Annotated in this window: 24 protein-coding genes; 15 read left to right on the top strand and 9 right to left on the bottom strand. The window is 69.2% G+C overall.

Going from position 1 to position 23763, the window contains the following annotated elements:
* Positions 1–10: 10 nt before the first annotated feature.
* The 4 genes from ACPCXD_RS12980 to metG form a co-directional block, all read right to left on the bottom strand.
* A complete protein-coding gene (locus ACPCXD_RS12980) occupies positions 11–892 on the bottom strand; it encodes an RNA polymerase sigma-70 factor (protein ID WP_423659853.1) in 882 nt (293 codons plus the stop codon).
* Complete coding sequence (locus tag ACPCXD_RS12975) at positions 889–2094, bottom strand: NAD(P)/FAD-dependent oxidoreductase (RefSeq protein ID WP_423659851.1); 1206 nt, start codon at positions 2092–2094, stop codon at positions 889–891. The genes ACPCXD_RS12980 and ACPCXD_RS12975 overlap by 4 nt, the downstream gene beginning before the upstream one ends.
* A 133-nt stretch (positions 2095–2227) precedes the next feature.
* Positions 2228–3367 carry a DUF2786 domain-containing protein gene (locus tag ACPCXD_RS12970; RefSeq protein WP_016693591.1) on the bottom strand — a complete coding sequence of 380 codons (1140 nt, stop codon included), beginning with the start codon at positions 3365–3367 and terminating at the stop codon, positions 2228–2230.
* Positions 3368–3455: 88 nt separating this feature from the next.
* Entirely contained in the window at positions 3456–5036 is a 1581-nt protein-coding gene (metG, locus tag ACPCXD_RS12965; RefSeq protein WP_423659848.1) for a methionine--tRNA ligase, read from the bottom strand.
* A gap of 22 nt (positions 5037–5058) precedes the next feature.
* Between metG and ACPCXD_RS12960 the strand changes: the two genes are divergently transcribed.
* The 7 genes from ACPCXD_RS12960 to ACPCXD_RS12930 all read left to right on the top strand — a co-directional run bounded on the left by ACPCXD_RS12960 (position 5059) and on the right by ACPCXD_RS12930 (position 12249).
* Positions 5059–5889, top strand: a complete 831-nt coding sequence (locus tag ACPCXD_RS12960) for a TatD family hydrolase (RefSeq protein WP_160873879.1) — start codon at positions 5059–5061, stop codon at positions 5887–5889.
* A gap of 40 nt (positions 5890–5929) precedes the next feature.
* Positions 5930–7006: a maleylacetate reductase gene (locus ACPCXD_RS12955; RefSeq protein WP_088899075.1), complete on the top strand. Its 1077-nt coding sequence runs from the start codon at positions 5930–5932 to the stop codon at positions 7004–7006.
* A gap of 79 nt (positions 7007–7085) precedes the next feature.
* Positions 7086–7514, top strand: a complete 429-nt coding sequence (locus ACPCXD_RS12950; protein WP_160873880.1) for a DoxX family membrane protein — start codon at positions 7086–7088, stop codon at positions 7512–7514.
* Positions 7515–7655: 141 nt separating this feature from the next.
* Complete coding sequence (locus tag ACPCXD_RS12945; protein WP_229567397.1) at positions 7656–9335, top strand: sulfatase family protein; 1680 nt, start codon at positions 7656–7658, stop codon at positions 9333–9335.
* Between the two features lie 391 nt (positions 9336–9726).
* Positions 9727–10854: a resuscitation-promoting factor gene (locus ACPCXD_RS12940; protein WP_160873882.1), complete on the top strand. Its 1128-nt coding sequence runs from the start codon at positions 9727–9729 to the stop codon at positions 10852–10854.
* A 53-nt stretch (positions 10855–10907) separates the two neighbouring features.
* Positions 10908–11816 (top strand): 16S rRNA (adenine(1518)-N(6)/adenine(1519)-N(6))-dimethyltransferase RsmA, encoded by a 909-nt coding sequence (rsmA, locus tag ACPCXD_RS12935; RefSeq protein WP_016693584.1) that lies wholly within the window; start codon positions 10908–10910, stop codon positions 11814–11816.
* A gap of 226 nt (positions 11817–12042) precedes the next feature.
* Entirely contained in the window at positions 12043–12249 is a 207-nt protein-coding gene (locus tag ACPCXD_RS12930; protein WP_026061436.1) for a cold-shock protein, read from the top strand.
* 66 nt (positions 12250–12315) lie between these two features.
* Here the strand turns inward: ACPCXD_RS12930 and ACPCXD_RS12925 are convergent, their stop codons facing one another.
* Entirely contained in the window at positions 12316–12582 is a 267-nt protein-coding gene (locus ACPCXD_RS12925; RefSeq protein WP_088899079.1) for a hypothetical protein, read from the bottom strand.
* Positions 12583–12672: 90 nt separating this feature from the next.
* Here ACPCXD_RS12925 and ACPCXD_RS12920 point away from each other — a divergent pair, with 90 nt between their 5' ends.
* The 3 genes from ACPCXD_RS12920 (at position 12673) to ACPCXD_RS12910 (ending at position 15956) form a co-directional block, all read left to right on the top strand.
* Positions 12673–13608, top strand: coding sequence for a 4-(cytidine 5'-diphospho)-2-C-methyl-D-erythritol kinase (locus ACPCXD_RS12920; RefSeq protein WP_301846263.1), 936 nt, complete (start codon positions 12673–12675; stop codon positions 13606–13608).
* Positions 13609–13651: 43 nt separating this feature from the next.
* Positions 13652–15445, top strand: a complete 1794-nt coding sequence (locus tag ACPCXD_RS12915) for an ABC-F family ATP-binding cassette domain-containing protein (protein WP_160873883.1) — start codon at positions 13652–13654, stop codon at positions 15443–15445.
* Between the two features lie 73 nt (positions 15446–15518).
* Positions 15519–15956 (top strand): DUF6069 family protein, encoded by a 438-nt coding sequence (locus tag ACPCXD_RS12910; RefSeq protein WP_088899081.1) that lies wholly within the window; start codon positions 15519–15521, stop codon positions 15954–15956.
* A gap of 74 nt (positions 15957–16030) precedes the next feature.
* Here the strand turns inward: ACPCXD_RS12910 and ACPCXD_RS12905 are convergent, their stop codons facing one another.
* Genes ACPCXD_RS12905 through ACPCXD_RS12895 form a run of 3 tightly spaced genes read right to left on the bottom strand, consistent with a single transcriptional unit; the run spans position 16031 to position 19493 of the window.
* On the bottom strand, positions 16031–17185 hold the full coding sequence (locus ACPCXD_RS12905; protein WP_088899082.1) for an acyl-CoA dehydrogenase family protein: 1155 nt from the start codon (positions 17183–17185) through the stop codon (positions 16031–16033).
* 2 nt (positions 17186–17187) lie between these two features.
* The gene (locus tag ACPCXD_RS12900; protein ID WP_088899083.1) at positions 17188–17982 is read right to left on the bottom strand and encodes an enoyl-CoA hydratase/isomerase family protein; all 795 of its coding nucleotides are present in this window, start codon (positions 17980–17982) and stop codon (positions 17188–17190) included.
* Positions 17979–19493, bottom strand: coding sequence for a TLP1 C-terminal extension domain-containing protein (locus ACPCXD_RS12895; RefSeq protein ID WP_423659841.1), 1515 nt, complete (start codon positions 19491–19493; stop codon positions 17979–17981). Before ACPCXD_RS12895 ends, ACPCXD_RS12900 begins: the two co-directional genes overlap by 4 nt.
* A 100-nt stretch (positions 19494–19593) precedes the next feature.
* On the opposite strand from ACPCXD_RS12895, the gene ACPCXD_RS12890 reads away from it, so the two are divergent.
* From ACPCXD_RS12890 to ACPCXD_RS12870, 5 genes are all read left to right on the top strand, one after another.
* The gene (locus ACPCXD_RS12890; protein WP_016695774.1) at positions 19594–20202 is read left to right on the top strand and encodes a TetR/AcrR family transcriptional regulator; all 609 of its coding nucleotides are present in this window, start codon (positions 19594–19596) and stop codon (positions 20200–20202) included.
* 135 nt (positions 20203–20337) lie between these two features.
* A complete protein-coding gene (locus tag ACPCXD_RS12885) occupies positions 20338–20820 on the top strand; it encodes a nuclear transport factor 2 family protein (protein WP_016695773.1) in 483 nt (160 codons plus the stop codon).
* Between the two features lie 14 nt (positions 20821–20834).
* On the top strand, positions 20835–21296 hold the full coding sequence (locus ACPCXD_RS12880; RefSeq protein ID WP_016695772.1) for a VOC family protein: 462 nt from the start codon (positions 20835–20837) through the stop codon (positions 21294–21296).
* A 25-nt stretch (positions 21297–21321) separates the two neighbouring features.
* Positions 21322–21993 carry a pyridoxine/pyridoxamine 5'-phosphate oxidase gene (locus ACPCXD_RS12875; protein ID WP_160873885.1) on the top strand — a complete coding sequence of 224 codons (672 nt, stop codon included), beginning with the start codon at positions 21322–21324 and terminating at the stop codon, positions 21991–21993.
* 49 nt (positions 21994–22042) lie between these two features.
* Positions 22043–23083, top strand: a complete 1041-nt coding sequence (locus ACPCXD_RS12870) for an enoyl-CoA hydratase/isomerase family protein (RefSeq protein WP_160873886.1) — start codon at positions 22043–22045, stop codon at positions 23081–23083.
* Between the two features lie 18 nt (positions 23084–23101).
* Here ACPCXD_RS12870 and ACPCXD_RS12865 read toward each other — a convergent pair whose 3' ends face one another.
* The gene (locus tag ACPCXD_RS12865; RefSeq protein ID WP_202399333.1) at positions 23102–23719 is read right to left on the bottom strand and encodes a hypothetical protein; all 618 of its coding nucleotides are present in this window, start codon (positions 23717–23719) and stop codon (positions 23102–23104) included.
* Positions 23720–23763: the final 44 nt, after the last annotated feature.

Genomic DNA, 23763 nt, shown 5'->3' with positions numbered 1-23763 from the left:
CGTCAGCTTGTCATGCCTGGTCGGAGGCATCGGGACGAGCCCCGAGATGCGCGAGCTTGTCGGGATTGCGGACCACGTAGACGCCGGTGACCAGGCCGTCGTCGATCTCGAAGTGCAACACCATGTCGAGGACACCCGCCGAGTACACGAGGACACCGGGCATCGAGTTCACCACGGCCGGCTCGATGGTCATGTCGGGCAGTGGATGCCGGACCAGTCCGAGGAACAGCCGGGCGACCTTCGCGGAGCCGAGGACCGGAACCCGGGCCGCATTGACCTTGCCGCCACCGTCGGCGAGGTACCGCACGTCGGGAGCCAACAGTGACAGCAGTCCGTCGAGGTCGCCGGTGGTGGCCGCGGTGAGGAACGCCGCGACCACCCGGTCGGTCTCGTCGCCTGCGGGAGTGAAGCGTCGCTGCCGGGCATGGACGTGCTCGCGGGCGCGATGCGCGATCTGCCGGACGGCGCTCTCGGTGCGGTCGACCGTCTCGGCGATGCGCCCGTACTCGAAACCGAACACCTCGCGCATCACGAAGACCGCGCGTTCGACGGGCGTCAACGTCTCGAGCACCAGCAGCATCGCGGTCGACACCGACTCGGCGAGTTCGACCTCGGCGGCTGCGTCGGGAGCGGTGAGGATCGGCTCGGGCAACCACGGCCCGACATAGTCCTCCCGGCGGCGCTGCGCCGAACGCAGCGAGTTCAACGCCTGACGCGTCACGATCTGCGCCGCGTAGGCCCGCGGATTGTCGACGCTGCCGGTGTCGGTGCGGGCCCAGCGGATGTAGCTCTCCTGCAGGACGTCCTCGCTGTCGGCGACACTGCCGGTGATCTCGTAGGCGATCGAGAACAGCAACCCACGATGCTCGGTGAAGGCGTCGTCGCCGGTCATACGCGCGCCTTCTCCCGTGCGGCGGTGTCCGGTCCGCGTCGGGTCGGCAGGGCACGTCCGCGCGCCTGGAGTCGCATGGAGTGGATGGTCCCACGAACGACGGCTTCCTTCACCGGTGCTGCGAGCCGACCGCGCACGGCCCACCTCGACGGGGTGTCGTCGCGTGCCGACAACTGCACGACGCCGCGATCGCGGCCGAGAGAGATGCAGGTCGTGACGAAACCGAGGGAGAGCGGTGCCGGCTCGCGTCCCTGCAGCAGTTGCCACACCGTGTCGGCGCCGTGGGTGCCGAGCGGCATCGCGGCCTGGCAGCTCATGCGCAGGTGGTCGTTGCCGTCCACCACCACGGCGTCGCCCACGCCGACGATCGGCATGCTGTCGCCCACGCCGACGATCGGCATGCTGTCGCCCACGCCGACGATCGGCGTGCCGTCGACCGCCTGCAGGGTGTCGCGCACCCGGAGACGACCGTCGTCGTCGACCCGCAGGCCGCTGCGACGAGCCAGATCGGGCACGGAGAAACCGGCCGTGCGGACCACGAGGGTCGCGGGGATCTCGGAGCCGTCGCCGAGGACGACCGAGCCGTCGTCGATGCGGGTGACCCGCGTTCCCGACCGGACCTGAACGCCCAGTTCGTCGAGCCGGTGGAGGATGTAACGCTGCGTGTTCGCAGGAAGGGCCGCTCCCGGATCGCCGACGAGGACGAGGGTGCGCCGCGGATACGACTGTGCGAGTTCGGTGACGGTCTCGAGGCCGGTGAGCCCACCGCCGATCACGACGACGGAGGCGTGATCGTCCGCCTCGAAGAGAGCGTCGTGCAGGGCCGTGGCGGAGTCGAGGTCGGCGACGGAGAACGCCTTCTCCGCACCGGGGATCGCACCGGAGCCCGAGGTGCTGCCGACGGCGTAGATCACCGCGTCGCACGGCAGGACCGTCCCGTCGGCGAGGGACACCGCGTGCGGTTCGATCCGTACGGCCGAACCGACGTGCAGCGTCGCCCGCGGGTGCAAGAGATCGGACAGTTCGTGTGTGGCGGTTCCGGATCCGGCCGCCACCTGGTGGAGCCGGACGCGTTCGACGAAGACCGGTCGCGGGTTCACGACGGTGACCGCCACCTCAGGGTGTTCGGCGAGCAGACGGTTCGCGGCCATCACGCCGGCGTATCCCGCCCCTACGACCACCACATGGAATTGCGTCGTCATCGCTCTGTTCCCTTCGCTGTCGGAAGTGGTGTCACCGATAGGACACCGCTCGTCGCGGGGATGTGACACGGCGCCGCCGCGAATTCCTGTGATGCCCGTCTCCTGCTGTCGGGCTCGTCGACGATCGATCCGGTCAGCGACCGACCGTGCGGGATTCCGGTGTCAGCGAGGCGGTCTCGGCCGCATCGCGACCGGCGTGGAAGCCGTCGGCGTCGACGCCGCGACTACGCGAGTCGCGGGTGACGGGGAACAGCCGCCGGAACTCGGTGTCGACGGCATCGGACCGCCTGGCGAGGATGGGCGCGAGTTTCGTGATGGGCATCTGCGCGTCGGCGGCGGCGTGGGCGGTGGCCCGGACATCCGCCTCGCGGAGACGTTCGCCGATCCGGTGCGCGTAGCCGGTGAGGAAGGCGCGGCGGAAGGAGGTCGCGGACGACCCGCGCCGCCCCGCAGTTCCGGCCGCCTGCACGGCCCGCCCGGCCTGCACGAGCAGCGAGGTGTACAGCATCTCGGCCTGCTGCAGGTCGGTGGCGGTGCCGACGATCGTCGCGATCTGCACCCGGGTGAACCACACCGTGCGCACTCGGTTCGCGTCGCCGATGGCGGTGAGGAGCAGGACCTTCTCGCGGATGTACGGGCTGTCGAGGTGGATGCGCCGGCCGACGACCGGGTCGGTGCCGGAGTCGGGCCCGGCCAGCAGCGCCGCACCCACCGCATGGCGCGAGACGAGTTCCTGCGCCTTCGCGGTGAGCGCTTCGGCCTCGTCGGGGAAGTCGGTGGACTCGGCCTTCGACAACAGTGCCCGGATGCGTTCGAGGATCCGGGTGTCGGGCGGGGTGGGCACGGACGGGTCGCCGGACCGGACGGACGGCCACCGCGACGGCGGGGGTGTGAGGATCGCGAAGGACGGCAGGTACTTCCAGGTGAAGGCGAGCCCTTCGATCTCGAAGCGGGTGACGTCGGGGCACGCGCGGAACAGACCGTCGGCCAGGGTCGGTGCCCCGGCTGCGTGGGCGGGACGCGGATGCCGGCGGGCGATCTCGTCGAGTTGCCGCACCCACTCGACGGGGGCGCGTTCGGCCGCGCGCCGGATCTGCGCGTCGAACAGCATCGTGGCCGCCGTCAGTGCGACATCGGAGGGACCACCCGAGCGGGCCGTCACGTGGAGCACGTCGGCGGGCTGCCATCCCCGCTCGTAGGCACCGCCCAGCTCGGCGAGCAGGGAGTGCTCGTTCAGACCACCGGATCGAACATGTGTTCTATCACTGCGCATGCGCCGCAGTGTGGCGCACGGCACCGACAGGTTTGCGCGGCGACGGAGAACACGCAGGTGAAAGGCTCTCCGTCGCCGGACCGGACGCTCAGTCCTCGTCGACGTAGCGCGGGAACACCGGTGCCGGGGCGGGCAGGGCGGTGCCCGGAGCCAGGCGGGTCGCGACGGCGTCGAACTGCCGTGCCTCGGGTGCCTGACCGAGGAGATCGAGGATGTTCGCGGCAGCATCGGGCATCACCGGCTGGACGAGCAGACCCACGATCCGCACGACCTCGAGCGTGACGTACAGGACCGTCGCCATCCGCTCGGGATCGGTCTTGCGCAGCACCCACGGCTGCTGCGCCGAGAAGTAGCGGTTGGTCTCGCCGAGCACGTGCCAGATCGCTTCGAGACCGAGGTGCAGGGCCTGGGCGTCGAACTCGGCGCGCACCTTCGCGAGCAGCGCGTCGGCCTGGGCGAGCATCGCCTCGTCGTCGGCGGTGAACTCGCCCGGCGTGGGCACGGTGCCCTCGAGATTCTTCGCGACCATCGTCAGGGAGCGCTGCGCGAGGTTGCCGAGGTCGTTGGCGAGATCGGCGTTGATGCGGGTGACGATCGCCTCGTGGCTGTAGCTGCCGTCCTGGCCGTAGGAGATCTCGCGGAGCAGGAAGAAGCGCAGCTGGTCGAGGCCGTACCGGTCGACCATCTCGAGCGGGTCGACGACGTTGCCGACCGACTTCGACATCTTCTCGCCCTTGTTGAACAGGAAGCCGTGGACGAAGACCCGCTTCGGCAGTTCGAGCCCCGCCGACATGAGGAAGGCCGGCCAGTAGACGGTGTGGAACCGCGTGATGTCCTTGCCGATGATGTGCAGGTCGGCGGGCCAGTAGCGGCGGTAGGACTCCGACCCGGTGTCGGGGAAACCGGCGCCGGTGAGGTAGTTGGTCAGCGCGTCGACCCACACGTACATGACGTGATCGGGGTGATCGGGGACCGGCACACCCCAGTCGAAGGTGGTGCGGGAGATCGACAGGTCCTTCAGGCCGCCGGAGACGAAGCTGACGATCTCGTTGCGACGGGTGGCCGGGGCGATGAAGTCGGGCTGCTTCTCGTAGAGCTCGAGCAGCTTGTCCTGATAGGCCGACAGCCGGAAGAAGTAGGTGGACTCCTCGGTCCACTCCACGGGGGTGCCGGTGTCGGTGGAGATCCGCGAACCGTCCTCGAGCAGTGTGGTCTCGCCGTCGGTGTAGAACGCCTCGTCGCGGACCGAGTACCACCCCGCGTAGGTGTCGAGGTAGATGTCGCCCGAGTCGACCATGCGCTGCCAGATCGCCTTGCTCGCCTCGAGGTGATCGGCGTCCGTGGTGCGGATGAACCGGTCGTACGAGATGTTCAGCCGCTTGTCCATGGCCTCGAACACGTCCGAGTTGCGGGACGCGAGTTCGGTGACCGGGATCCCTTCCTTCGCGGCGGTCTGCTGCATCTTCAGACCGTGCTCGTCGGTGCCGGTCAGGAAGCGCACGTCGAAGCCGTCGAGACGCTTGAACCGCGCGATCGCGTCGGTCGAGATGTACTCGTAGGCGTGCCCGATATGCGGGGCGCCGTTCGGGTACGCGATCGCGGTCGTGACGTAGAACGGCGGGCGGGTGGTCTCGCCGGTAGCCGGGCGGGAGGAATCAGGCGCAGTCATGGTGGCCAGTAGTTTATAGGGCGTGAGCGCAGCCCGTCCCGCCCCCGAAGCCCCGCAGCCGTTGAGCCCCCTCGTCGACGCCCACACGCACCTCGACGCGTGCGGTGCCGAGGATGCCGCGACGACCTCCGCGATCGTCGATCGTGCCGCCGCGGTGGGGGTCGGACGCATCGTCACCGTCGCCGACGATCTCGAGGCGGCGCGTTTCGCCGTGCGGGCCGCGCACTGGGACGACCGCGTCCACGCGGCCGTCGCCATTCATCCCACCCGCGCGAACAGTCTCGACGACGCCACCCGCGCCGAGATCGAGAAGCTCGCCGCCGACCCGCGTTGCGTCGCGGTGGGGGAGACCGGCCTCGACCTCTACTGGCCCGGCAAGCTCGACGGGTGCGCCGAACCGGCCGAGCAGGAGGAGGGCTTCCGCTGGCACATCGACCTCGCGAAGCGACTCGGCAAGCCGCTGATGATCCACAACCGCGAGGCCGACGCCGACCTGCTGCGTGTCCTGCACGACGAGGGCGCACCCGAGAAGGTGATCTTCCACTGCTTCTCGTCGGATGCCGACATGGCCCGCCGCTGCGTCGACGCCGGATACCTGCTGAGCTTCTCGGGCACCGTGAGTTTCAAGAACGCGAAGGCCCTGCGCGAAGCTGCGCCGCTCGTGCCCCGTGAGCTGGTGCTGGTGGAGACCGACGCGCCGTTCCTGACCCCGCATCCCTTCCGGGGCGCGCCGAACGAGTCGTACTGCCTGCCGTACACCGTGCGTGCGCTCGCCGAGGTGCGGGGCGAGGACGCCGACGAACTGGCCGCGGCCACCACCGCGAACGCCGAGCGGGTGTACGGACTTTCGTAAAGGGCACGCGCGTCCCCACTCCCGTCGTGAGAATACGGGCATGCGCTCCTTCGTCTACAACTCTCATCCGGTACGTGTGATCTTCGGCCCCGGTACCGCCTCGCGGGTCGCGGACGAAGTACGTCGACTCGATCGTTCCCGCGTCCTGCTGCTCGCCGGCGAGCACGTGCGGCACCAGGCGGAGCTGGTCGAGAAGTATCTCGGTGATCTGCAGGTCGCGCGTTTCGACGGCGCGGTCATGCACACGCCGGTGGAGGTGACCGAGCGGGTGCTCGGCCGGGTCACCGAGCACGACGTCGATGCGGTCGTCGCGGTCGGTGGCGGCTCGACCACCGGACTGGCCAAGGCACTGGCCCGCCGCACAGGGATCGATCAGGTGATCCTGCCGACGACCTACGCCGGGTCGGAGGTGACGCCCGTTCTCGGGGAGACCGCCGACGGGGTGAAGACCACACGTTCGTCGCCCGACATCCTTCCCGAGACCGTGATCTACGACGTCGAGTTCACCACCTCGATGCCCATTCCGTTGGCGGTGACCAGCGCGATCAACGCGATGGCCCACGCGGTCGAGGCCCTCTACTCCGAACAGGCCAATCCGATCGTCGACGCCCTCGCGCTCGAGGCCGTGGCCGCGATCGCCCGGGGTATCCCGGCGCTCGGTGCGGATTCGGCCGATCCCGAGGGGCGTTCGGATCTGTTGCTCGCGGCGTGGCTCTCCGGAACCTGTCTCGCCTCGGCGGGAATGGGGCTGCACCACAAGCTCTGTCACGTGCTGGGCGGCTCGTTCGACCTGCCGCACGCTGCCACGCACACCGTCGTGCTGCCCCACGCGCTCGCCTACAACGAACCGTCGGTACCGCACGTCATGGCGCGGGTCGCGCAGGCGCTCGGCACGGATTCGGCGTCCGCGGGCGTCTACGACCTCGTGGCGGCGGCCGGTGGGCCGACGAGTCTCGAGGAACTGGGGTTGCGGGAGTCCGACCTGGACGAGGCGGCACGACTGGCGACGGCGAAGCCGTATCCGAATCCCCGGGAGGTCACGGAGGTGGGCGTGCGGCGGTTGCTGGGGGAGGCATTCGCCGGTACCCGACCGGAACCGGCTCCGACGGCTGGTTGAAGCTACAACCATGGGTTGCTATCTTAGTTGTCGCTTCAACTAAGTGGGGCTCTCCGGCCTCCGACCCGAAAGGCTCGACATGAAGACCCCTCTCGTCCGCGACCTCGGCATCCTCGTCGCCCGACTCGTACTCGGCGTCATCTTCCTCGCGCACGGACTGCAGAAGTTCGACTCGTGGGGATACGAAGGCACCAAGGCCGGCTTCGAAGGAATGGGCGTGCCCGCCCCGGCCGTCTCGGCGTTCGTCGCCACCTGGATCGAGATCCTCGGCGGTCTCGCGCTCATCCTCGGTGTGCTCGTCCCCGTCTTCGGCGTCCTGCTGTTCCTGCTCATGTTCGGCGCGTTCTTCATCGTGCACGTGGAGAACGGAATCTACGTCGGCGACGGCGGTTTCGAGCTCGTCGCCGCACTCGGCGCAGGGGCTCTCCTGCTCGCTGCGGTCGGTGCGGGAGCGTTCGGCGTCGATCGGTTCCTCGCGCGGAAGGTTCCGCTTCTGCGCACGGCCTGACCTGCGGGTCCGAGGCGCTGTGGACGATTTCTCCCGATCGTCCGCAGCGCCTTTTCCGTCCGATGACGCGCGCTTTTCGCATATGTCTTGTTATTCTCCTGCACGACATATGCGTTCACGGATCTCTCCGACAGGATCGATATGGCCGTGCAGCAAGCTGTTCCGCGTCGCGACACCACGTGGAATGTCAATCGACGGACCTTCCTCGTGGGCGCGGGCGCGCTCCTCGCTGCCGGCCTCGTGGGCGCCGGAACGTCTGCGGCACAGCCCCGGACGCCGCAGCGTCCCAACATCCTCATCATCATGACCGACCAGGAGCGTCAGCCGATGCACTGGCCGGCCGACTGGGCGCGCAACAATCTGCCCAACCGGCAGCGCCTGGCCGACACCGGGCTGACCTTCACACGGTCGTTCTGCAACGCCGCGATGTGCTCGCCCAGTCGCAGCACGTTCTTCACCGGGCTCTATCCCGCCCAGCACGGGGTGGTGAGCACCCTCACCGAGGGCGGCACGCTCTCGCCCACCGAACCTGTGCTGCCGGTGGACGGCCAGAACATGGCGAAGATGCTGCTCTCCGCCGGATACGACGTCCACTACCGCGGCAAATGGCACATGAGCAAGGGGGCCGACGGCGGTGACCCGTCGCCCGACGACATCGCGCGGTACGGCTTCGCAGGGTGGGAGCCACCGGAGGCCGGGCAGGACACCGCACCCGAGAACTTCGGCGGTGGCTGCGCCGACCGCGACGGCAAGATCGCCTCCGATGCCGCCGAGTTCCTGCGGTCGCGCAGCGCCACCGACGACAGGCCGTTCGCGCTCATCGTGTCGTTCGCCAACCCCCACGACATCCTTTCGTACCCGAAGACCTGGGATCAGGTCGACGGCGACTGCAACAACTACGGGGCCTTCGCACCCGAGGCCTTCGAGCAGGGAATCGACCTGCCGCCCACCATCGACGAGGACCTGCTCCGCAACTTCAAGCCCACCGCCCAGGCCGAGCTGCTCCTGCTGCTCGCCGGGGCGCTCGGTCCGCTCGTCGGTCCCGAGGCGGCACGGCAGTACGTCAATCTGTACGCCTACATGCACAAGGTCGTCGACCAGCACATCGGAACCGTTCTCGATGCGCTGGAATCGGTTTCGGGCATGCGCGAACGCACCGTCGTCTTCCGGGTGGCCGACCACGGCGAGATGGGCCTGTCGCACGGCGGACTCCGCCAGAAGGCCTTCAATGCCTACGAAGAGACACTCAATGTCCCTCTCGTGGTGAGTAATCCGGTGATGTTCCCGAGGCCGGTCTCCACCGACGCGCTCGCGTCGCTGATCGACGTCATGCCCACCCTCGCGACGATGGCCGCCGTGCCCGACCGTTCGGCGTGGACGTTCAAGGGCGTCGACCTCACGCCCGTCATCGAAGGTGCGTCGTCCGGTGGCACGCCGCCACAGGTGCAGGACACCGTCCTGTTCACCTTCGACGACGAGAACGCCGCCGCGGCCAACGGGCAGACGACGGTGAAGCAGCCCAACCACATTCGCGCCGTCCGGCAGGACAGGTGGAAGTACGCGATGTACTTCGACCCGTCGGGACGCGCGCTGCCGCAGTTCGAACTCTACGACCTGCACGACGATCCGCTCGAGACGCGCAACCGCGCGAACCCGCTCGACCTCGCGAACTTCGACCCGGTGCAGGTCGCGACCATGCACGCCGTCCTGATGGACGTGATGGCCCGCACGGCCACCACCCCGGCCGTGCCGATTCCTCGGTTCCCCGTACCGAGCGGATCCGCCGATCTCCCGATCCCCAGCGGATCGGCCGGACGCTGACGAACCCGATCACCGGCAGCCGCGACCATCGGTGAGCGGTCCGGAAACCGCTGTGCCCGCGAAGCCGGCCGCTCCGTCGGAGGGTGTGGGCATCGGCACCTCGAACGCCCCCGTATGGGGCAGAGCACAGATGCGCGGGATGTTCGGTCACCTCACCGAGCCCGTGTCCGCGGTGCCCGAATCGAGAGGAATTTCTTTTTCCGAGTATCGATCGAAAATGGCAATTTCGGACACTCGGAAATGATCGAGGTAATACCGATCCGATATCTGTGACGTGCGTCGTGATCTGACAGAAATCATCATCTGTGCAGCTAGAGGCGATGAAGTTGCGATAACAATGCCGTCTCGTTACCGTGCTGTGATCACAGTTGTCGTCCGTCTGGAAATAATCGTGTCACCTTTCACCAAGATCAATCGCGTCAAGTCGCCGGTGTTCTACTCGGTGGTCGCCGCCGTCTTCGTCACCCTCGGTGCCGGTGGTGCCACTGCTGTGGTTCAGCACAAGGACGTCGTCCTCGACGTCGACGGTGAGCAGCGTGCCTTCGGCACGATGAACTCCAACGTCGGCGACATCCTGGCCGCCGCCGGCTACACCGTCGACGAGAACGACGTCGTGGCTCCGGCCGTGGACTCGTCCGTCTCCGACGGCGACACCATCGTCCTGCGACAGGCTCGCGAACTGCGTCTGACCGTCGACGGTGAGGAGCGCTCGGTGTGGACCACCGCGCTGACCGTCGACGAGGCACTCGACCAGTTCCGCCTCTCCGACGACGCCTACGTCTCCGCTTCGCGTTCGCACCGTCTTCCGCTCGACGGCGCCGATCTCGAGGTCGTCAACCCCAAGACCGTGCGCTTCGCCGACAACGGCGCGCCCGCCGCCGAGGTACGCGTCGCAGCGCCGACGGTCGCCGAGTTCCTGGAGTCCCAGGGCACCAGGCTCGAGCAGGCCGACAGCGTCACCCCTGCCCTCGACGCGGAGCTCGAGGAGGGCATGGAGGTCGTGGTCACCCGCGACCGGACCGAGTCGCGGACCGAGAACCTGCCGATCGCCCCGCCGGAGAACCGCGTGGACGATCCGAACATGCTCGAGGGCGAGACCGCTGTGAACGACCCGGGTGCTCCGGGCGAGCGGTCGGTGACCTTCGACGTCCACATCGTCAACGGTGTCGAGGTCGGACGCACCGAGACCGCCTCGAAGGTCCTCGCCGAGCCGCGGCCCGTCGTGGTCCGCGTCGGCACCAAGCCGAAGCCCGCCGTGCCGGCCTCGGGCCGCGCGTCGACCTGGGACTCCATCGCCCAGTGCGAGGCGACCGGCAACTGGGCCATCAACACCGGCAACGGCTTCTACGGCGGCCTGCAGTTCACGCAGCAGACGTGGGCCGGCTTCGGCGGCACCCAGTACGCGCCGCGCGCCGATCTCGCGACGCGCGAGCAGCAGATCGCCGTCGCGGAGAAGGTCCAGGCGGCCCAGGGCTGGGGCGCATGGCCGGCCTGCACCAGCAAGCTCGGTCTGCGCTGACCGGCTCGGGTGTGCACGGTGTGACCTGCTTCCGAGTGCGCTAGGTTCACCACGTGTCAGCAGACGATCCCGAAACCACTCCGAGGGCCACCCCGGCTTCTCCGCGCGGCCTCGCCGCGCTGCTCGGACCCGCCGAGGTCCGCGCACTCGCGGAGGAGTTCGGGGTGCGCCCGACGAAGCAGCTCGGCCAGAACTTCGTGCACGACGCGAACACGGTGCGCCGCATCGTCAACGTCGCCGGGGTCGGCCCCGAGGATGTCGTGCTCGAGGTCGGGCCCGGCCTGGGCTCGCTCACCCTCGCCCTGCTCGACGTCGTCGACCGCGTGGTCGCGGTCGAGCTCGATCCCGTTCTCGCGCAGCGTATTCCCACGACCGTGCAGGAGCGGGCCCCGCAGCTCGCCGATCGGTTCGACGTCGTGCACATGGACGCGATGAAGGTGCTGCCGAAGGACCTTCCCGTCACGCCCACCGCGCTCGTTGCGAACCTGCCCTACAACGTCGCGGTGCCGGTGCTGCTGCACCTGTTCTCCGAATTCCCTACTCTGCGAACTGCTCTCGTGATGGTGCAGGCCGAGGTCGCCGACCGGCTCGCGGCCGAACCGGGCGGCAAGATCTACGGCGTGCCCAGCGTGAAGGCGCGGTTCTTCGGCGACGTCCGCAGGGCCGGCGCCGTGGGGCGTGCGGTCTTCTGGCCCGTTCCCCAGGTGGAATCGGGCCTCGTGCGCATCGACCGTTACGCAGAGCCGCCGTGGCCCACCGACGCGCAGACGCGCGCCCGTGTCTTCGCCGTCGTCGACGCGGCCTTCGCCCAACGCCGAAAGACGTTGCGCGCAGCGCTGAGTGGATGGGCGGGCTCGCCGGCAGAAGCCGAGAGGCGCCTGCTGGCGGCCGGTATCGAGCCGTCGACCCGCGGGGAGAAGCTCGACGCCGCAGCCTTCGTGCGGCTCGCGGGGGTGGAGTGATCCCGGTCACTCTTCCTGGTGGTCCGTTGCGATGTGTGGTTAAGTTGTCCTCGGTCGTTAGGTAGTGTGTTCGTGGTTTACCCCTCGCACATTTCTGGTTGCGAGCGGAGGCGATAGCCACGATGGAATCGTTTCAGCCGTGTAGTGACAGACCCGGGAGCCGAAACCGACTCCCGACGAGACAGAACGTCTATATCCGTTCTGCCTGCAAGTGAAGGACAGCAACATGGCTGAAGGTACTGTGAAGTGGTTCAACGGCGAAAAGGGCTTCGGCTTCATCGCTCCCTCGGACGGCTCCGCTGACGTCTTCGTGCACTTCTCCGAGATCCAGGGCCGCGGCTTCCGCACCCTCGAGGAGAACCAGCGCGTGAGCTTCGAGATCGGCCAGGGCCAGAAGGGCCCGCAGGCCACCGGCGTCACCGTCATCGGCTGATACCGATAACTCTCCGAATCCGGGCCGGCACCTCAAAGGGTGCCGGCCCGGATTCGTTGTGTCCGGTCAGCCGATCAGTGCGCCGTAACCGGTGATGCCCACGCCGGACGAGCCGGTCGACGACCCCGCGGAGTCGGCCGAACCGGTGGCCACTCCGGCGGAGCCGGTGGGCGGATTGACGCAGTCCACGAGATTCAGCGAGCGCAGGACCAGGTCGCCGAGCGAGCAGACGCGCGGCGGGGCCGGTTCGGCCGAGGCGACGCCGGCGGTTCCCAGCGTGGCCGCCGCAGCGACGACGCAGACGGCGACCGCATTGCGTACGGATCGAGTCACATTTCCTCCAGAGTGTTCACGAGTCGCCCGATCGTAGAGCGTGGCCGCGGCGGTCGGGAAGCATCCGTATCCCGAGTAAGCTCTGTACTCGTGCTTTCCGTCGTGCCGACCCCCGTGACAGTGCGGGTCCCGTCCAAGGTCAACCTGCATCTCGCGGTGGGCGACCTCCGTCCCGACGGCTACCACGACCTGCACACCGTCTTCCAGGCCTTGTCCCTGTACGACGAGGTGTCGGTGGTCCCCGCCGACACCCTGAGCGTGACGGTGCGCGGCACGGGCGCCGAGGTGGTGCCCACCGATTCGACGAACCTGGCGTGGCGCGCCGCCGAGATGATGGCGGAGCGGGCCGCGCGCACCCCCGACGTGGCGATCACGATCGACAAGGGCATCCCCGTCGCCGGCGGAATGGCCGGTGGCAGTGCCGACGCGGCCGCGACGCTGGTCGCGCTCGACGCGCTGTGGGGGATCGGGGCACCCCGGGAGGACCTCGCGGATCTCGCCGCCCGCCTCGGCAGCGACGTGCCGTTCTGCCTCCACGGCGGAACGGCGATCGGAATCGGACGGGGCGAGCGCCTCGTCCCCGTCCTCACCCGCGGCACCTTCCACTGGGTGCTGGCCCTCGCGAAGGGCGGCCTGTCCACACCGGTCGTCTTCCGCGAACTCGACCGGTTGCGCGCCGAGGGGGAACCTCAGCGCGTCGGCAGCGCCGATGCCGTGCTCTCCGCGCTCGGCTCCGGCGACGCCCACCAGCTCGCGCCCCTGCTCGGCAACGACCTGCAGGCCGCGGCCCTGTCGCTCGACCCCATGCTGCGACGCACGCTCCGCGCGGGTGTCGAGGCCGGTGCTCTGGCGGGCATCGTCTCCGGTTCGGGCCCCACCTGCGCGTTCCTCGTCGAGGACCAGCACGCCGCGGTCACCGTGAGTGCCGAACTCGCCGGTGCCGGTGTGTGCCGTACGGTGCGGGTCGCCTCCGGTCCGGTGCCCGGCGCCCGTGTCGTCGGCGACGCCGATCCCGCACACCCCTGATCCTGTAGTACATCCCCGCAATCCTCGGAAGGCGTTGCTCCACGTGGCGAATCTGATCAACCTCGAACAGGTCTCGAAGTCGTTCGGCATCAAGCCGTTGCTCGACTCGGTGTCCCTCGGCGTGAACGAGGGGGAGCGGATCGGTGTCGTCGGCCTCAACGGCGGCGGCAAGACGACGATGCTCGAGGTGCTCGCCGGCATCGAGGAGCCCGATTCGGGCCGGGTGAGCCGCGTGAACGGTCTGCGCATGGCCGTCGTGACTCAGCGCGGCGGTCTGCAGGAGGGCTCGACCGTCGGCGAGGTCGTCCTCGGGCCGCTCGGCGTGGCCGAGCACGAGTGGGCGGGCGACGCACGCATCCGCTCGGTGCTCACCGGCATCGGCATCGACAATCTCGGCCTCGACGCGGTCGTCGACGGCCTGTCCGGCGGCGAGCGTCGCCGGGTCGCCCTCGCCGCAGCCCTCGTGCAGGATCTCGACCTGCTCGTCCTCGACGAGCCCACCAACCACCTCGACGTCGAAGGCGTGCAGTGGCTCGCCGAGCACCTGCTGTCGCGGCGCAGCGCGCTCGTCGTCGTCACCCACGACCGCTGGTTCCTCGACACCGTCGCGACCCGCACCTGGGAGGTCGTGAACGGGCAGGTCGAGAGCTACGAGGGCGGCTACAACGACTGGATCTTCGCGCGCGCCGAGCGTGCCCGCCAGGCCGACGCGATGGAGGAGCGCCGCCGCAATCTCGCGCGCAAGGAACTCGCGTGGCTGCGTCGCGGTGCCCCGGCCCGCACGTCCAAGCCGAAGTACCGCATCGAGGCCGCCGAAGCGCTGATCGCGAACGTGCCGCCGCCGCGCGACTCGGTGGCGCTGGCGTCGTTCGCCAAGCGTCGCCTGGGCCGCGTCGTCATCGAACTCGAGGACGCCACGCTCACCACTCCGGAGGGCCGCGAACTGGTCCGCGACCTCACCTGGCGTCTCGGCCCGGGTGAGCGGATCGGTCTCGTCGGCGTCAACGGCTCGGGCAAGACGACCCTGCTGCGCACGCTCGCGGGCGAACTCGAACCGGCGCAGGGACGTCGCATCCAGGGGCAGACCGTCGAGATCGGCTGGCTGCGTCAGGAACTCGACGATCTGCCCACCGACATGCGGGTGCTCGAGGCCGTCAAGGAGGTGGCCGAGCGGATCACGCTGGGCGACAAGGAGATCTCCGCCGGTCAGCTCGCCGAACGCCTGGGCTTCACCCCGGCCCGGCAGCGCACCCCGGTCGGCGACCTGTCCGGTGGTGAGCGTCGCCGCCTGCAGCTCACGCGCGTGCTCATGGCCGAACCGAACGTGCTGCTCCTCGACGAGCCCACCAACGACCTCGACATCGACACCCTCCAGCAGCTCGAGGACCTGCTCGACGGCTGGGCCGGAACCCTCGTGGTCATCAGCCACGACCGGTATCTCGTCGAACGCATCTGTGATTCGACATGGGCCCTGTTCGGTGACGGCCGGCTCACGAACCTTCCCGGTGGTATCGAGGAGTACCTGCGCCGGCGCGCGGCCATGGGCGACGGCGACGTGCCGTCGGTGGCGTCGACCGTCTCGAAGACCGGCGACGCCGCGGAGCAGCCGAAGAAGCGCGACGGTGCCGCCGAACGTGCCGCGCGCAAGGAACTGTCACGCCTCGAGCGTCTCGTCGCGAAGCTGACCGAGAAGGAGGAGAAGCTGCACCACGACCTCGCGGAGGCGGCGACCGATCCCGACCGGCTGCAGAAGCTCGACGCGCAGTTGCGCGAGGTGGTCGCGGAGAAGGAAGCGGCCGAGGAGCAGTGGATGGAGCTCGCCGAAGATCTCGACTGAATCCTCTTGACCTCGAGTCGGCTCGAGGTCGCAGGATGGGCGTCGTCAGAAGGAACGCCCATCAGGAGGATTCATGTCCGTCACCGAAACATCCGGTACCTCTACGCATCTCCCGCAGTCCCGGCTCGCGCGTTCCGCGGTGGTGATTGCCGCGTCCGTCGTGACCGCACTGGTGGTCAACCTCGTGCTGTGGGCCGCCGGGCTCGTCGCGGGAGGCTCGTTCGAACACACCGACGCCGGTGAGGTGGTGAGCGCGGCGCCCGGTGGCGTGGTGCTCATGTCCGTCGTCCCGCTCACCGTCGGTCTCGCCGTCGCCGCCCTGCTCACCCTGTGGTGGAACGGTTTCGCGCGGATCGCGCAGGTCGTCGGGGCGCTGCTGCCGCTGGCGACGATCCAGGGCACGATCTCCGCGGACTTCGACACGCCGAGCACCGTCGCGCTGACGCTGATGCACGTCGTGATCGCCGTGGTGGTCGTCGTCGCCCTGGAGATGCTCCGTGCGCGTGACTGAAACGAGTAGGGGGAGGAAATGTGCGCTTCCGCAAGGAAAGTCGCACATTTCCTCCCCCGAGTTCGGGCGGAGACCTACAGGCCGAGCAGCTTGCTGATGATCTCGTTCATGATCTCGTTGGTGCCGCCACCGATGCCGAGGACGCGGGCGTCGCGGAAGTGGCGCTCGACCTCGCTCTCACGCATCAGGCCGATACCACCGGCGAGCTGAACCGCCTCCATGACGGCGTGGTCGCACACCTTGACGGCGTTGTTCTTCGCCATCGAGGTCTCGAGCAGCATGCCCTCGCCGTTGACCCACCGCTCGGCGACCGAACGGCAGAACGTCCTCGCCGCGGTGATCTCGGTGGCGAGCTCGGCGAGGCGGTGCCGCACGACCTGACGCTTGGACAGCGGGCGGCCCATCGTCTCACGGGATTTCACCCACTCGACGGTCAGGTCGAAGCAGCGCTGCGCGGTGGCGACGGCCTGGAAGGCCAGCGACAGGCGCTCACCCTGGAACTGCTGCGCGATCTGACCGAACGCCGAGTTCTCGGCGCCGATGAGGTTCGAGACCGGCACGCGCACGTCGTCGTAGAACAGCTCGGCGGTGTCCGAGCACAGCCAGCCCATCTTGTCGAGCTTGCGGGAGACCGTGAAACCCGGTGTGTCCGTGGGGACGACGACGAGCGAGATGCCGCCGGCGCCGGCGTCGCCCGTGCGCACCGCGGTGGTCACGAAGTCGGCGCGCGTACCCGAGGTGATGTAGAGCTTCGCACCGTTGATGACGTACTCGTCGCCGTCACGACGCGCGGTCGTGCGGATGTTCGCGACGTCGGAGCCACCGCTGGGCTCGGAGATCGCGAGCGAACCGATGGCGCGACCCTCGAGCGCGGGACGTGCGAACCGCTCGATCAGGTCGGTGTTGCCCGACGAGACGATGTGCGGGGTCGCGATGCCGTGGCTGAACAGCGCCGAGATCAGGCCCGACGAACCACCGGCGAGGATGATCTCCTCGAGGATCGCGAGCATGTCGAGGGCGGTGCCGCCCGAGCCGCCGTGCTCCTCGGCGACCGAGGCGCCGAGCAGGCCCGCGTCGGCGGCCTTGCGGTGCAGTTCGCGCGGGATCTCGCCGGCACGTTCCCACTCGTCGAGGTGGGGGACGATCTCCTTGCGGGTGAAGTCCGCGGCGAGCTGACGGAGTGCCTTCTGCTCGTCGGTGTCCCAGCGGATCACTTCGGTGGTGGTCATGCCTATTCGCCCTTCCAGACGGGTTCGCGCTTCTGCATGAAGGCCATGACGCCTTCGAGGGTGTCGGCGCTGGTGGTGAGACGTGCGAGGGCCTTGTCGGTCAGCTCCCAGGGCAGGTCCTCGGCGGGGACGTTGCCGTCGATGATGCCGCGGGCGACGGTCTTGCTGGCCTGCACGGCGAGCGGAGCGCCCTTCGCGACGTCGGCGGCGAGAGCGAGAGCGGTGTCGAGGACGTCGGCCTGCGGGACGACCCGGTTGACGAGGCCCCAGCGCAGGGCGTCGGCGGACGACATCGGCTTGCCCGCCAGGACGAGTTCCATCGCGACGGCGCGGGGGATGGCCTGGCCGATGCGGAAGACGCCGCCGGCACCGGCGATCAGGCCGCGGTGCACCTCGGGAAGGCCGAATTCGGCTGTCTCGGAGGCGACGACGAGATCGCTCGCGAGGGCGAGTTCGGTGCCACCTCCGAGCGCGGTGCCGTTGACCGCGGCGATGACGGGCTTGGAGATGTGGTGCTTGACGACACCGGCGAAGCCCCAGTGGGCGGTCTCGGGCGGGGTGACCCCGTCCGGTCCCTTGGTGCCGAGGGCCTTGAGGTCGGCGCCGCCGCAGAAGACGGCGTCGCCGGCACCGGTGAGCACCACGACGCGCACGTCGCGATCCTCTTCGGCGCGGTCCCAGGCCTCACCGAGTGCCTGGTGCACGTCGGCGTTGATGCTGTTGGCCGCCTTGGGACGGTTGATGGTGACGAGCAGGACGTGCTCGCGCTTCTCGACGAGAACGACGGGTTCGCTCACGACTGGGACTCCTCGGGGGACAGGTGCTCGATGCGGGTGACGGTGAGATTGCCACCGTTGTCGGTGACGTGGACGGTCTCGCCGACGATGTCGGCTCCGGCGGCGAGGACCGCGGCGCCGGCGGCGTCGGTCTGGCCGGAGACACGCCGGCCGTCGGGGGTGAGACCGATGAGGAAGCCGATCAACGGGTTGCCGTCGCGACCGAATTCGGCTGTGGCGGTGACGATCTGGACCTCACCGCTGTAGTCGGTGGCGGCCTCGGGTGCCGACGGCTCGAGCAGCACGTGGTCGGGGTCGCCGACGTAGCCGTCGGTGTGCGGGGCGCAGCCGAGGACCACGACGTGCTGGTAGGTCAGGTAGCCGCCGTTGCCGTGCACGAGGGCGAGCTCGCCGTCCTGACGCAACCGCTTTGCCACCGACACCACCGAGTGCAGCGTGTAGCTGTTGAGCGGGCCGCCGAAGAAGGAGTGCCCGCCGGTCACCGACGGGACGGTGTCGCGGGGGAGACCGAGCTGCTCGATGAGCAGCTTCGGGACCACGGGGAAGCAGCTGTAGGCGTCGATGATGTCGAAGTCGCCGGGACGCAGGTCGGTCGCCGAGAGCGTGCGGCGCAGCGCGTCGTCGAGTGCGGCCGAGCGTCCGAAGTCGCCGCGGGCGAGCACGTCCGAGGGCTCGGTCGCGCCGGCACCGCCCCACACGTAGAGCAGGTGGTCGTCGGGGACGCCGAGTTCGCGGGCCACGGCGAGCGAGGTGACGACCACGGCCGCGGCCTGGTCGACGAACGGCATCGCGTTGACCAGCAGCGGGTACGGGTCGGTGACGAGGCGGTTCTTCCCGGCGATGGTGCGGATGTCGTCGGCGGTGCGGCGCTCGGGGTTCCACGACGCCGGGTTCTCGGCGGCGAACTCGGAGAAGGCGGCGTACAGCGTCGCCGACCAGTCGAGCGACTTCTCGCGCGAGTGTCCGAGATCGTGGCTGAGCCGGTTCTCGAACAGCGGGTAGACGCGCGTGGGGACGATCATGCCGGCGCGCTGCATCGCGGGGCTGCCGAGGTCCTCGTTGCTGATCGGCGCGGGGCCGCCCGGGGCGGTGGTCCATCCGAGCGTGACCGGATCCGTCCCGGCCTTGTAGGAGTTGGTCGCCGAGGCCTGCGCCTCGCCGCCGACGAGCAGCGCGACGGTGCTGGTGCCCGCGGCGATGTCGTGGCCGATGCGGTCGAGCAGGGCCGCCGGCCAGTGGCCGCCGATCGGCGTGGTCGACGTGTGCTCGGGTGTCGCGCCGAGACGTTCGGCGAGCAGGCCCGGCAGGTCGTCGTAGTTCCAGCTCGCGGTCCTGATCGCGTGGATGGTGTCGATCCGCGTGGCGAGATCGGCGCCGGAGTCGGCGATCGCGGCGAGGGTGGCCTCGTGGATGAGGTCGAGCGGTTCACGCGGGTCGGCGGGCGCACCGGCACGGCCGGAGCGCAGGTCGCCGACGCCGATCACGACGGGAACCCGGGTGGGGTCGGTCATGGCGTTCCTTCGGTCTGCTCGGGGGGAGGAGGACGCGGCCAGCTTAATACGGACTATTTCAGTCTGTAAATCGAGGAGTGGTCTGGCACACTTGCCCGACGTGACCGAAGTACCCGCACCGCGCCGCCGCGGGCGCCCCCGCGACGCCGACCTCGAGGACCGCGTCTTCGACGCCGTGCTCGAGGTGTATTCCGAGACGAGCTGGCGTGGCTTCACGATCGACGCGGTCGGGCGACGCGCGCGGGTGGGCCGCGCCGCCCTCTACCGCCGGTGGTCGAGCAAGGACGACCTGCTGGTCCAGGCCCTCGAAGCACGCAGTCCGCTGCCCGTGCCGATCGACACCGGCGCGCTCCGGTCCGATCTCGTCGAACTCGCCCGGCAACTGTTGCGCGGTTACCGGACCACCCCGGGCCTGGTGAGCCTGCGCGTCGCGCTCGATGCCCGCGCCAATCCCGAACTGCTCGCCCGGCTGATCCACACCCTCAACCGCAGCCGCGTGCTCGCGGCGCGCACGATCGTGCACCGCGCCGTCGAGCGCGGTGAACTCCCCGCCGACACCTCGGCGACGCTGCTGCTCGAGATGGTCACCGGCACCGTGCTCAGTCACGCGCTGTTCGCGTTGGCGACCCCCGACCAGAGCGTCGACGACGACTACGCCGAACTCGTCGTCGACGCGACGATCCGCGCGTTGCGCCGTCCCGAGTCGTGACCGGTGCGGTCTCCCGTGACCGAATCGCGATCGAATGCCGCCTGGTAACAGTGTGATTCCGGCCGTCTGCGCCGGTCGTCCGGGCTAGCCTGGAATGCGAATACTCGCAGGGGGGGCGCCAATGGGAGGCCGACGATGGATGTGCAGGCGGTAGCGGAGATCACGCGGCTCAAATACCGTTATGCGCGAGCGCTCGACACGAAGGACTGGGACGAACTGGCGAACACCCTCACCCCCGACGCACACGCCGTCTACGGGGAGCATCTCGTTTTCGACTCACGCGACGCCTTCATAGGTTTCCTCGAGAACACGCTGGGAACGCGCTTGATCACGGAGCACACGTGTTCCCATCCCGAGATCGACATCGCCGACGACGGCCGCACCGCCACCGGGGTGTGGTTGCTGTCCGACACCGTGATCATCCCCGAGGACGGGATGATGTTGCGCGGATCGGCCTACTACCACGATCGATACAGCCTGGGTGACGACGGATGCTGGCGGATCAGCCGCACCGGATATCAACGCAACTGGGAGACGGTCACATGCATGGGCGACTCGCCTTCGGTCCGGTTGACGACCAATCGATGGGCGCTGCTGCAGCAACCGAAAGCGTCCTGAGCGGGAACGACGAGATGGTCTCGGAGAGCTCCGCCGATTTTCCCCCTCCGGGAGGCTCCGGCGATTTTCCCCGCCCGGGGGCGCTGCCCTATCTGACGGTGCCGCGGGCCCACGAGGCGATCGAGTGGTACACCCGGGTGTTCGGGGCCTCGCTGACCGCCGAACCGGTCGTGATGGACGACGGTCGTGTCGGGCACGCCGAACTGCGGTTCCCCAGTGGAATGATCTATCTCGCAGACGAATTCCCTGAACTCGGACTCACCGCGCCGCAGGAGGGAGCGGTCTCGGTGAGCCTGATGCTCGAGGTCGCCGATACCGACACGGTGCTCACCCGCGCCCGTCTGGCCGGCGGTTCGGTCGAGAGGTGGATCAACGAGGCCCACGGTCATCGCAACGCCACCCTGCTCGATCCCTTCGGGCATCGCTGGATGCTCGTCGGCCCGTTGACCGGCAAGCTGCCGCCCCCTCGGGAATGAGCTCCCCGCTCGGTACCATGCGGCGATGAGCGAGATCGCGCGTCGCAGTGAGTTTCCCGATGTCCGTGGCTGGATCCGGGCCCTGCCCACCCTCACGGCGTCCGCCCCGCGGTTCGAACCGGCCGCGACGCCGCAGGAGACCTTCCTCCGGTGGCTCGCCGAGGCGGCCGAGGCCGGCGTCGCCGAGCCGCACGCCGCGACCCTGTCGACCGTCGACCCGTCCGGGACGCCCGACGCACGCATGCTGCTCATCAAGGACGTCACCGACGACGGCTGGTGGTTCTCCGGCGACGACCGTTCCCCGAAGGGCCGCCAGCTCGACACGACACCGGCCGCCGCGCTCACCGTGTACTGGCGCGAACTCGGCCGGCAGATCCGCGTGCGCGGGCCCGTCCTGGTCGGCCCACCCGAGGTGTGTGCCCGCGACTTCCGGGAACGGTCGATCTTCGCCCGTGCGGTCGCGTCCACGGGACACCAGAGCGAGGTCCTCACCGATCCCGCCGAGTACGACGCCCTCGTGCGGGAACGCCTGACCGCGCTCGAACACGATCCGGACCTCGTCTCGCCGCACTGGACGGCGTGGTGCGTCGCCGCCGAGGCCGTGGAGTTCTGGCAGGCGGACCCGGGCCGGCGGCACCTGCGGTGTCGCTACCGTCGGGTGGGCGAGCGGTGGGTCACCGAGGAACTTCATCCGTGACGTGTCGCGTGAGAGGGATCCGTCCCGTGCGACCGGTAGGCTCCCGCCCGTGAACGAGTCCTTCATCCGCACACGCGTCGCCAACGGAGTCGGCGAAGTGCAACTCGACCGTCCCGGTGCGCTCAACGCGCTCGACCGGTCGATGATCCGCGACGTCCGTTCGTCGCTTCTCGCCTGGCGCGACGACCCGGCCGTCACGGCCGTGCTCGTCACCAGCACGTCCGACCGCGCGTTCTGCGCCGGTGGCGACGTCAAGCCGGTGCGCGAGGTGGCCCTCGAGGGACGCTTCGACACCGTCCGGGAGTACTTCGCCGACGAGTACCGCCTCGACGAACTGGTCGCCACCTACCCGAAGCCCTATCTCGCCGTCCTCGACGGCGTCACGATGGGCGGTGGCCTCGGTATCTCGGTGCACGGCGTGGTGCGCGTCACCACCGAGAAGACCACGATGGCCATGCCCGAGACCGCCATCGGGTTCGTCCCCGACATCGGGTCGAGCCACTTCCTCCCGCGCCTGCGCGGCACCACCGCGCGGTGCGACGCGGTGGGGATGTACCTCGCACTCACCGGTGCCCGCATCGACGCCGGCGACGCGCTGGCCGTCGGCCTGGCCACGCACCATGTGCCCAGCGCCCGCATCGACGAGTTCGCCGACCGCATCCGCGCCGGCCAGTGGCGCGACGCCCTCGACGAGTTCGTCGAACCGGCCCCCGGATCCTCCCTGGCACACCGTTTCCCCGATATCGAAACGGTGTTCGGCGACGGCACGGTGCTCGACATGGTGGCCCGCCTCGACAGCCTCACCGACATCGACGCCGAGTGGGCGGAGCAGACCCGCACGGCCCTGCGGTCGTTGTCGCCGACGAGCGTGTGGGCCACGGCCGAACTCATGCGGCGCGGCGCCGAGAGCACCCTCGAGGAATGCTTCGCCCGCGAACTCGATGTCGCCGTGCGCGTCGCCGCGACGCCGGACTTCATCGAAGGTGTGCGCGCCGTGCTCGTCGACAAGACCCGCGACCCGCAGTGGTCGCCCGCGACGCTCGAGGACGTCGATCCGGCGGCGATCGCCGCACTGTTCGGCGACGGATAACCCGGGACCTGCCCGCCGCTACCGGGCGTGACGCTGCGGTACCTGCAGGTCGACGACGATGGGCTGCCCACCGAGGGTCGCGTGGATCTCGGGTTTCTCGAGGCCACCGGCGAGCAGGTACTCGCCGAGCAGGGTGAGCAGTTCGTCGTCATCTGCCATCGGGTCGCCGTGCGAGCCGATGCCGCGCGAGTCGCGGGAGGTCAGTTCGTTCTGCGCGAGTCGCGCGGCGATGCGCACCGACGCCACGCCCATCGAATTGCGCCGTGACGGGACCGGGCCCGGTGCGGTGATCGTGCCGAGGCTCTCGGTGGCCGTCGTGGTCGTCGTGGTGGTGGTGGCGGGCCCGCTCGCGGAGCCGTTCGTGCCGGTGCTGCTCACCAGGGTCGTTCCTTCCTCGGAATTGCCGGCGCCCACCCCGCCGGCCGGGTCACCTTCGAGCACTGCGTCCCCCACGCTCGTGCGGTGTGTTCCGGGATCCGGCGTACTCGTCAGCGGGGTACTGCTCGGAAGAGGAGTGCTCGGCAACGGGTAGACGAAGGTGCCCGAGCGCTTCGCGCGTCCGGATCGCCTGCCGGTCTCCGCCGTCCCACCGGACGACAGGTCCTCACCGGCCGTGGCCGGTACGTCGTCGTTCATCGACACAACTCCTGATTCCACCCGAATACGTCGGATCGACGAAA

It is taken from the genome of Rhodococcus sp. AB351 (genome assembly GCF_049538275.1).
Taxonomy (GTDB): Bacteria; Actinomycetota; Actinomycetes; order Mycobacteriales; family Mycobacteriaceae; genus Rhodococcus.
This window is presented reverse-complemented; position numbering and strand designations above follow the sequence as displayed.

Coding starts and splice junctions, on each gene's coding strand:
- ACPCXD_RS12980 (WP_423659853.1), bottom strand. CDS start 892: ATGACCGGCGACGACGCCTTCACCGAGCATCGTGGGTTGCTGTTCTCG.
- ACPCXD_RS12975 (WP_423659851.1), bottom strand. CDS start 2,094: ATGACGACGCAATTCCATGTGGTGGTCGTAGGGGCGGGATACGCCGGC.
- ACPCXD_RS12970 (WP_016693591.1), bottom strand. CDS start 3,367: ATGCGCAGTGATAGAACACATGTTCGATCCGGTGGTCTGAACGAGCAC.
- metG (WP_423659848.1), bottom strand. CDS start 5,036: ATGACTGCGCCTGATTCCTCCCGCCCGGCTACCGGCGAGACCACCCGC.
- ACPCXD_RS12955 (WP_088899075.1), top strand. CDS start 5,930: ATGCGCTCCTTCGTCTACAACTCTCATCCGGTACGTGTGATCTTCGGC.
- ACPCXD_RS12950 (WP_160873880.1), top strand. CDS start 7,086: ATGAAGACCCCTCTCGTCCGCGACCTCGGCATCCTCGTCGCCCGACTC.
- ACPCXD_RS12945 (WP_229567397.1), top strand. CDS start 7,656: ATGGCCGTGCAGCAAGCTGTTCCGCGTCGCGACACCACGTGGAATGTC.
- ACPCXD_RS12930 (WP_026061436.1), top strand. CDS start 12,043: ATGGCTGAAGGTACTGTGAAGTGGTTCAACGGCGAAAAGGGCTTCGGC.
- ACPCXD_RS12910 (WP_088899081.1), top strand. CDS start 15,519: ATGTCCGTCACCGAAACATCCGGTACCTCTACGCATCTCCCGCAGTCC.
- ACPCXD_RS12905 (WP_088899082.1), bottom strand. CDS start 17,185: ATGACCACCACCGAAGTGATCCGCTGGGACACCGACGAGCAGAAGGCA.
- ACPCXD_RS12895 (WP_423659841.1), bottom strand. CDS start 19,493: ATGACCGACCCCACCCGGGTTCCCGTCGTGATCGGCGTCGGCGACCTG.
- ACPCXD_RS12885 (WP_016695773.1), top strand. CDS start 20,338: ATGGATGTGCAGGCGGTAGCGGAGATCACGCGGCTCAAATACCGTTAT.
- ACPCXD_RS12880 (WP_016695772.1), top strand. CDS start 20,835: ATGGTCTCGGAGAGCTCCGCCGATTTTCCCCCTCCGGGAGGCTCCGGC.
- ACPCXD_RS12875 (WP_160873885.1), top strand. CDS start 21,322: ATGAGCGAGATCGCGCGTCGCAGTGAGTTTCCCGATGTCCGTGGCTGG.
- ACPCXD_RS12865 (WP_202399333.1), bottom strand. CDS start 23,719: ATGAACGACGACGTACCGGCCACGGCCGGTGAGGACCTGTCGTCCGGT.